Origin of the sequence: Paenibacillus zanthoxyli JH29, assembly GCF_000520715.1 — a bacterium.
GTDB classification, from domain to species: Bacteria; Bacillota; Bacilli; order Paenibacillales; family Paenibacillaceae; genus Paenibacillus_AQ; species Paenibacillus_AQ zanthoxyli.
Genome location: NZ_ASSD01000543.1, coordinates 18643 through 28007, shown reverse-complemented (window position 1 = coordinate 28007; position 9365 = coordinate 18643). Strand labels below are relative to the sequence as shown.

Annotated in this window: 7 protein-coding genes; all 7 read right to left on the bottom strand. The window is 49.2% G+C overall.

All coding sequences use genetic code 11. The features are described from left to right. The coding region (metG, locus tag L691_RS0121180; RefSeq protein ID WP_025692337.1) for a methionine--tRNA ligase at positions 1 to 1659 on the bottom strand (1659 nt) is incomplete at its 3' end. Positions 1660 to 1908: 249 nt separating this feature from the next. Next, positions 1909 to 2058, bottom strand: a complete 150-nt coding sequence (locus tag L691_RS32215) for a hypothetical protein (protein ID WP_156934310.1) — start codon at positions 2056 to 2058, stop codon at positions 1909 to 1911. 56 nt (positions 2059 to 2114) lie between these two features. After that, complete coding sequence (gene yidD, locus L691_RS0121170) at positions 2115 to 2378, bottom strand: membrane protein insertion efficiency factor YidD (protein ID WP_025692336.1); 264 nt, start codon at positions 2376 to 2378, stop codon at positions 2115 to 2117. Between the two features lie 2 nt (positions 2379 to 2380). Continuing rightward, positions 2381 to 2836 (bottom strand): Fur family transcriptional regulator, encoded by a 456-nt coding sequence (locus tag L691_RS0121165; protein WP_025692335.1) that lies wholly within the window; start codon positions 2834 to 2836, stop codon positions 2381 to 2383. 190 nt (positions 2837 to 3026) lie between these two features. Then, positions 3027 to 5270: a copper amine oxidase N-terminal domain-containing protein gene (locus L691_RS0121160; RefSeq protein WP_025692334.1), complete on the bottom strand. Its 2244-nt coding sequence runs from the start codon at positions 5268 to 5270 to the stop codon at positions 3027 to 3029. Positions 5271 to 5971: 701 nt separating this feature from the next. After that, positions 5972 to 6709 carry a pyruvate formate-lyase-activating protein gene (gene pflA / locus L691_RS0121155; RefSeq protein WP_025692333.1) on the bottom strand — a complete coding sequence of 246 codons (738 nt, stop codon included), beginning with the start codon at positions 6707 to 6709 and terminating at the stop codon, positions 5972 to 5974. A 153-nt stretch (positions 6710 to 6862) separates the two neighbouring features. Further along, positions 6863 to 9124 (bottom strand): formate C-acetyltransferase, encoded by a 2262-nt coding sequence (gene pflB / locus L691_RS0121150; RefSeq protein WP_025692332.1) that lies wholly within the window; start codon positions 9122 to 9124, stop codon positions 6863 to 6865. Positions 9125 to 9365: the final 241 nt, after the last annotated feature.

Below are 9365 nucleotides of genomic sequence, written 5' to 3'. Positions count from 1 at the left end.
GGCTTCGGCGGTGGTTTCCGCACCAGCCTCGGCCGCCTTCTTGCCTCCGCCCATCGCCGATGAGATGTAGGCGACCTCCTGCTCTACATCAAGCCGCGGGAAGATCGGCGCTCCTTTCACAAGCTTCGTGCCGGCTGGGATCACGCCGAACGTCTTGCCGCTGTCCCAGGTGGTCAGTACGCCTTGGGTTATGCCGAGCTGCTCCCAGATTTTCGCCGGAGCTTGGGTCAGGAACGGCTGAAGCAGAATCGAAGCCGTCCGCAGCCCTTCAGCCAGATGTCTCATGACGGAAGCCAGTTCCGGCGTCTTGCTCTCATCCTTAGCCAGTACCCAAGGCTGCGTCTCATCAATATATTTATTCGTCCGGCTAACGAGCGCTCCGATCGCGGCCAGCGCGACAGAGAACTCCATTTTTTCCATTGCTTCTTCCACTTTAGCGTAGGTTTGGGCAACCGCTGCTTCCAGTTCCCCGTCAAAAGCGGTTACTTGACCTTCATAGGCTGGCAGCTCGCCGCCGAAATACTTGTCGATCATCGCGACGGTGCGGTTCAGCAGGTTCCCGAGGTCGTTGGCTAGGTCGTAGTTGATCCGGTCTACAAAGCTTTCGGGCGTGAACGTACCGTCGGAGCCAAACGGAACCTCGCGCAGCAGGTAATAGCGAAGAGCGTCAAGTCCGTAGCGGTCGATCAGCGTTACCGGGTCTACTACGTTACCCTTCGATTTGGACATTTTACCTTCCTTCATCAGCAGCCAGCCGTGCGCGAACACCTTCTTCGGCAGCGGCTCGCCCAGCGCCATCAAAATGATCGGCCAGTAAATCGTATGGAAACGGACAATTTCCTTACCCACAATATGCACATCGGCAGGCCAGAATTTATCATACAGACTGCGGTCCTCAGAGCCGTAGCCGAGAGCGGTAATATAGTTAGTCAGCGCATCGATCCAGACATAGACCACATGCTTATCGTCGCCTTTGACCTTCACACCCCAATCAAACGTGGTGCGGGATACCGCCAGATCTTCAAGGCCAGGCTTGATGAAGTTGTTAATCATTTCATTTTTGCGGGATTCCGGCTGGATAAACTCTGGGTTCTCCTCATAATATTTTAACAACCGATCCGCGTATTTGCTCATTTTAAAGAAATAGCTTTCTTCCTTCACCAGTTCCACGGGATGGCCGCTTTCCGGGCTTTTGCCGCCGATAATATTGCCGTCCGCGTCACGGACGATATCCACAAGCTGCGTCTCCGTATAGTAGGTTTCGTCCGGAATGCTGTACCAGCCTTCATACTCGCCTTTATAAATATCCCCCTGCTGCAGCAGCCGGTCAAAAATGTCCTGAACGGCCTTTTTATGCCGCTCTTCCGTCGTGCGAATGAAATCGTCATTGGAAATGTCTAGCTTGCGCCATAATTCCTTGATCCCGACAACGATATCGTCCACAAACTGCTGCGGTGTCTTGCCCGCTTCCTCAGCCTTGCGTTCGATCTTCTGGCCGTGCTCGTCCGTTCCCGTCAGATAGCGGACCTCATACCCCCGAAGCCGTTTGTAGCGGGCCATGGCATCACCGGCAACCGTCGAATAGGCGTGTCCGATATGCAGTTTGTCACTCGGGTAATAGATTGGTGTTGTTAAATAAAACGTGTTCTTCTGACTCATTTCCGTCATCCTTTCTTTTCTTGCAGCCATTAGCCGCACTGCCGGTGCACCCGGCCGATTCGAACTCCATGGACACTTTGTCGTCTATATCAAGCACTTCTGGAGCGCCGCACCTGCTTTACCGTGTTTTTTGCCCGCAAAAAAACTCCCGCCCCCATATGGGGCGAGAGTTGCCTCACGCGTTACCACCCAATTTTCCGCCTCCTCACAGAGTGCGACTCATCCAGTTCCCGCTGCGGGAACTGCCCATTAACGCTGGTCACGCCGCAGGCTTACGCCAAGGCCCAATGCAGCCTCAAATCGCTCGCGAGCGGTTCCTCCCGGACCATCTTCCACCTGACGTTCCAGACCGGCTTGCACCTGCCCCGGCTCTCTGTACTGGCGTCCCGATGTACTCATCCATTCTTCGGAAATACTTTTATTATTGAAAATATAACCAATATAGCTTACCTATGTCAAGTAGGGCCTGCAGCTTCCTGGCTGGAAATCTGCTCTTTCGCCGGAGGTACCGGATCGAGACCACCCGGATGAAAAGGATGGCATCGGGCAATCCGCTTGGCGGCAAGCCAGGAGCCCTTAAGAGGACCATGCACTTCCACCGCTTCGAGCGCATACGCCGAACAGGTCGGATAAAACCGGCAGGTAGCCGGCTTTAATGGAGAGATGTACTTGCGGTAAATCTTGATCGGAGCTTGGACCGCAGCTCGGCCGATTCCCATAACTATTTCCCCTCTTCTCCACGAGCCGCTTTATTTTCCGCGCCAGCCTCCTCACATTCCCTGCAGTACCCGAACACTTCGAATTTATGCTTCACAACCCGGAATTGATCGGGCGTATCGGTCATATTCATTGGGCAGAAGGAAATGGGATACGTCTTTTGGCACTGCAAACAAATCATATGATGATGATGATGGTCCTGACTGCAGTTGGCTTTGAATTTAATGCCGTCCTCAAAGACGATCTGCTCCAGTACGCCCATCTCTTCCATCACCCGCAGGTTGCGGTAGACCGTATCAAAGCTGAGCCCGCTGTACTTGCGTTCCATATGTTTATATACATCCTTGGCGGACAAATATCCTGTACTCTCGCCGAATAATTTGGCAAGCGTCTTGCGCTGGTCGGTGATTCGCAGTCCCTGCTCCGACATGGCTTCTAGTATTTCTTCTGTCGACAGCATAAGCTCATCTCCCAAAAGTTAAGGTTCAAGGTAAATAACCCCTCTTTTTATAATGCCCCAAAAATATGACGCCGTCAATGAAGCTCAGCTCACCCCCGGATTGAGGGATATCTTTTAAAAAAATTCCCGGCAAGCCGTTTGAATACGCGCTTTGCCGGGAAGATTGATATAACGCCAAGTAGTTTTCTGGTTATTGTGCCTTCTGAGCCGGAAGCGGCATAAACAATAGATTAATTGGCAGATTGCTTCCGGAAGCTGCGGTGAACATGATTTCTACCGTCTGCTCAATATTACCGGTGCGGTACAGCACGCTGTTCTGGTTCGGGGCATCAACGGCGCTCGAGTTCGGAGCCTGAATAATATTACCGTTCACCAGAAGCGGTCCCTGGTATTTCCCACCGCGCGGATTGAGTGTAATCAGCGTATTGGGAGCGACCCGGGTCAGCGTAATTTTGTAGACGACGCCGAAGTTGCCCGCGTTGGAAGCCTCCGTACCCGAAAGGGCATCCGTTCCGGGAAGATTCTTGTCGGAGCTGTTATCCCCAAGTACCAATCTCGATGGTGTTGCGCCTACCGGATCGGTTACCGTGATAATACGGTTCGCGTCCGCATATGTCCCGCGGTTATGCACACCGTCGCGATCCAGGTAACTAAGAGTTGGCAGCGTAAGCAGCGGGTCCTTGGTTGCGTCAATCATGATCACGGAATATTTCACCGGATAATCACTGAATACATCGGACATGAGTGAAATAATCTGGCCAGGCTTCATCGTCACATTACTGAGTGTGGTAAGAACCGCTTTGCTTTCTCCAGGCTGCAGGGTTACATTGCTATAAGCACTGCCTGTCAGGATGGACTGATAATACGTTTCGATAGACTTTTTGCCTGTTGCCGTAGGGATATCAAGCGGACCGCCAAAGCCGGAGCGCTGCGTCGTAATGGTAGTAGGATACATGTTGTTGTTCGTTGCAATGACGTACATCTTCATGTTCGTCGACATCGAATTCTTATGGTGAACCATCAACCGGGTATCCCCCATCGCTGTCTCTTGATAGACAATGCCTTCCGAATATACGGTTTCGGGGCTGTTACTGCGGATCAGCGTCACGGGCTCAGAACTCACAGTATAGGTGATCTTGTTCCAGCTTGGTATCTCGCTTCCGTTGATCGTATAAATGTCACCCAGCGGCACGAAGAGCTTGTTGAAGTCCTCCTGGCTGTACAGCACTTCGTTGGTAATATTGATCGTCTTCTCGAAAGTGCTGCTGAGGCCATGGGTGTCGGTGACCGTCAGTTGAATCGAGACGGGACCGGGATTAAAGAAAGCCAGCGCCCGATTGGACCATGATTCCGTCAACTGATCGCCGTCCGGGTCGGAACTGATATTCGTGATCGTGATTGGCTCACCCATCTTGTATTCGTCTTTGTCCGTTGTAAACTGCGCCACCGGCGGCTGATTTGGCTTGAGGACATTAATGGTTACCGAATACGGGTCACTCCACTGGCCGTTGGAATCCAAAACCGAATAACTAACTGTATAATTTCCTGGCTGCTCAAAAATGTCCTGCCGTCCTTCCCAGCGCTCGTCCACAATCGTAGCACCGTTCAAGGCTGTACTGCTGGTCACGTAATTAATGGTCGTTTCTCCCGCGAAAATCTCGGCTGGCTGCACCGTAAAGGAAGCTTTAGGCTTCGTCTGCAAGGTCAAAATGACACGCTTCTGCACGCTATCCACTGTATAGGGGATGCCAAGAGCCTGGGTAATCGAGGTCAGCGGGACCATAAAGGTGTTTTTGTATTGGTAGGCTGGACCTTTCATTGTTGTCGCCTTGCCGTTCACCGTATAAATCTTGCTGTTTGTCTTGAAACGGAGCTCATTGCCATCCTTCATGATGATCGTTTCTTTAGTTGCTCCATTGTAGGTCAATTTCAGGCCCACACGCTCCACCATGGCTCGGATGGCCACATTAGAAACGCCATTCTTCACAGCCATTGGCTGGCCCGCCAAATATTGGACGCCATTCAAATACATCTTATTGCTGTTCATCATCAGCACAAGCTGACCCGCGCCGGCGACGCTGGCAGGATTCGGAGTCGCAGTGACAGTTGGCTGTATAGTAGCTGACGGTAACTCGGAAGCAGACGGTTCCGGAGTTACGCCAGGCTGTTCTACCACCTGCGATCCTTCTGTAGTTGATGAAGGCATGGCTGAAGCGGAGGGCGATGCTGTTGGCGCCGGGGACACCGTTCCTGTAATCGGTGTAGCCGTGGCGGTACCAATCTGCGTAGCGGAAGGTGTAGTATTTGCGGCTGCGACCTTGACTGCAGTCCCTGCCGGTACCTCTGTTGCGGATTCGGCAAATGCCGGAACTGCTGAGGCGGCGGCTTGCGCCACCGTAAGTACAACTATTAATGCCAGTTTTCTAACGTTCATTACTATGACTCCTTCTGCTCCCTTTTTTGTTGAAAATAAGAACTAAAATGGCGTAAACTCCGCCCACTTCTGATATTCCCGGCAAAAACACAGCCGCCCACAGGCGGCTAGCGCTTTTGACATGGCTTCCCCAAAACAAAACATAGTATTAGACGCAAGCCCAGGCAAAAAGTTTCAGTAAAATGGAGAAAATTTGCAAAAAAATTGAACTTCTCCCTTAAAGAGATGCATATCTTCCAAAATGCGTTCCTGAATTCCGAAATTCTGGAGACCAACTGCTTTATCTATGTACATAGCCGCCAAATTTTTAGTTAACCGCTCGTTTTTCTTTACTCCGCCACACTTACTGAACGGATTAAGACAGGAGCACCTAAATCCTTAGTACGCTATCCAAGATTCCTCAAAATAAAGGAGCTTCAGATTCCATGGCCCCCAGCTTGTCGCTTCTTCCGCTCCAATCTATATCATGGTATCCGGTCAAATGCAGTAACTCATTCTAATTTCCCAGGAAATCAATCATGAAGTCTCATATGACGATATCCATAGCATTCTCAAATCATGAAAAAAGCTGCTCCATGCTCCGAAGAATATCAGACGGTGAGAGCAGCTTCTATTGTGCACGGAAGAGTGACTCTCGTCCGTTATAAAAAATTGGAACCTCGCTCCGGAATTCCCAATTTATATTCAGCGTCGAAATAATATTATACAAGAGCCGTCTGCTTGCGACCTTCGTCGATAAGCCGGTATGCACGCTGCACTTCTTCGTCCGTAGGACTTGGCACACCTTCCAGTTCGTAGGGCTTGCCAAGCATTTCCCACTTGTAGACCCCCATCTGATGATAAGGTAAAATTTCGAACTTCTCTACACCTTGCAAGGTCCCGATAAACCGGCCCAGATTGAGCAGATCTTCTTCCTTGTCATGGATTCCAGGTACATAGACAAGACGAATCCACATCTTGCGTCCGTGATCGGACAGCCAGCGAGCCAGCTTTAGTGTACGTTCATTCGACTTTCCAGTCAGTTTGAGATGAGCCTCGTCATCGATGTGCTTGAGGTCCAGAAGTACAAGATCCGTTACGTTCAGGAGATCCGTAATTTTATCTCCTTCATTATATCCATTGGAATCCAGTGTCGTATGCAGATCCCAACGTTTCTTCACTTCAGTGAACAGCTGCTCCACAAACTTTGCCTGAAGCGTCGGTTCTCCGCCGGAAACGGTCAGTCCGCCACCGGAAGTACGGTAATAATTCAGGTAAGGTTCGATTTCCTTAAGAATCTCATCTACGGTTACTTCTCTGCCTTCGTCTAAAGCCCATGTATCCGGGTTGTGGCAGTATTGACATTTCATTAAGCACCCTTGCATAAACAAAATGAAACGGATACCAGGCCCGTCTACGGTTCCGAAGGTTTCCAGAGAGTGAATACGGCCTTTAATCATAGGGGGTCATCCTTTCTTCACGACTGGCTATCTATCGAAAAAACTTAAAATTTTAACAATATCAGTACAAGATTTTACCGCCCTTGATTCAAGGGCGGTATCACCTTGCTTGTCACAGCATATTCAAAAGTTTTAATTTACGTTAGAGACAACTTACATCGAACCGTGGAAAGTACGGTTAATAACATCAAGTTGTTGTTCACGAGTCAGCTTGATGAAGTTAACAGCATAACCGGATACGCGAATGGTGAGTTGTGGATAGTTCTCAGGATGTTCCATAGCGTCCATCAGTTGTTCGCGGTTAAATACGTTAACGTTCAGGTGATGACCTTTGCTGTGGAAATATCCGTCCATCATGGATACCAGGTTCGCTTTACGTCCTTCTTCATCTTTACCCAGTGCCTTAGGAACGATCGAGAAGGTATTGGAAATACCGTCAAGGCTGTCTTCATAAGGCAGTTTAGCTACGGAGCTCAAGGAAGCAAGAGCACCTTTCTTGTCGCGTCCGTGCATTGGGTTAGCACCAGGTGCGAACGGCTCGCCTTTTTTACGTCCGTCAGGCGTAGTACCCGTTTTCTTGCCGTATACAACGTTCGAAGTAATGGTCAGAATCGATTGAGTCGGCAGGGAATCACGATAAGTTTCGTGTTTGCGAATCATGTTCATGAAGGATTCAACCAGTTCAACTGCAATGCTGTCAACAGCATCGTCGTTGTTGCCGTAGCAAGGGAATTCACCTTCGATTTCGAAGTCAACTGCAATGCCTTGTTCGTTGCGGATCGGTTTAACTTTAGCGTATTTGATCGCGCTCAGGGAGTCGGCAGCAACCGACAGACCAGCGATACCGCAAGCCATCGTACGCAGGATGTCACGGTCATGCAGTGCCATTTCAATGCGTTCGTAGGAATATTTATCATGCATGTAGTGGATAACGTTAAGGGTATTGATGTAAGTCTTAGCAAGCCATTCCATCATCGGTTTGAAGCGGCTGATTACTTCGTTGTAATCAAGCACTTCGGAAGTAATACGCGGATATTCTGGACCGACTTGAGCGCCGGATTTCTCATCCACGCCACCGTTGATAGCGTACAGCAGAGCTTTAGCCAAGTTGGCGCGTGCGCCGAAGAACTGCATTTGTTTACCGATACGCATTGCGGATACGCAGCATGCAATACCGTAGTCATCGCCATAGATCGGACGCATCAGATCGTCATTTTCATATTGGATCGAGCTGGTCTCGATGGATACTTTGGCGCAATATTTCTTAAATCCTTCAGGAAGCTTCTCGGACCACAGAACAGTCAGGTTCGGTTCCGGAGCCGGTCCCAGGTTGTACAGAGTGTGCAGGAAACGGAAGCTGTTCTTCGTAACGCGAGTTCTTCCGTCTACGGACATACCACCGATGGATTCTGTTACCCAAGTCGGGTCACCAGAGAACAGGTCGTTGTACTCAGGAGTACGAAGGAATTTCACAATACGCAGTTTCATAACGAAATGGTCAACAAGCTCTTGTGCTTGTTCTTCAGTCAGTGTACCCTCTTCAACGTCACGTTGAACGTAGATATCCAGGAAGGAAGATACCCGTCCGAGGGACATTGCGGCGCCGTTTTGTTCTTTGATGGCAGCCAGGTAACCGAAATATACCCATTGGAAAGCTTCTTTAGCAGTGTTTGCAGGTTTGGAAATATCAAATCCGTGCGCAGCAGCCATTTCTTTCAGCTCACTCAGAGCGCGGATTTGCTCCGACAGCTCTTCGCGGAGACGAATGACACTTTCACTCATGGAATCTACTTCAAGGTTAAGTTGATCTTGTTTCTTTTCCTTGATCAGGAAGTCAATACCGTACAGAGCAACGCGGCGGTAATCACCAATGATACGGCCACGACCGTAAGCATCCGGAAGACCCGTGATGATACCTGCTTTCCGCACGGCTCTCATATCAGATGTATATGCATCAAATACGCCTTGGTTATGCGTTTTGCGAATATTCGTAAACATGTCAACAATGCTGCTCGGAAGCTCGAAGCCATAAGCTTTACAAGCGTCGATCATCATTTTGATGCCGCCGAACGGTTGAATGGAACGTCTGAAAGGTGCATCCGTTTGAACACCAACGATTTGTTCCTTTTCTTTATCAATATAACCCGGTTTGTGGGATACGATTGTGGAAACCGTGTTAAGGTCTACATCCCATACGCCGCCTTTTTCTCTTTCTTCTTTGCTCAGTTGGGAAATAATTTTCCACAATTCGTTAGTGTTGCTGGTTGGACCTACGAGGAAATCTTCGTTTCCTTCATAAGGCTTGATGTTCTTCTCGATGAAATCATTAACGTTGACATGCTTAGACCATTTTCCGCTAACAAATCCACGCCATCCCGACTTGACTTCTTGTACTTCTCTTTCAATCACCGACATGCTAATCCCTCCATATATTTATATGATTTGTAGAGATCGCGGGCTTGAAGGTTAATCCCGTGTCTCGTGATCCCATGTTGCTGCTTGTAACAAAATTCACAATTGAAGTTCAATAACTGGGACCTTATATAAACATCTTAGTTTACTTTCCCCAAGAAAACTGTGACAAATATCACCATTTAGCATCTTTTTAGTGATATTTGTCACTCTAATCTCAATCCCAGTTTGAACTATCAAAAAG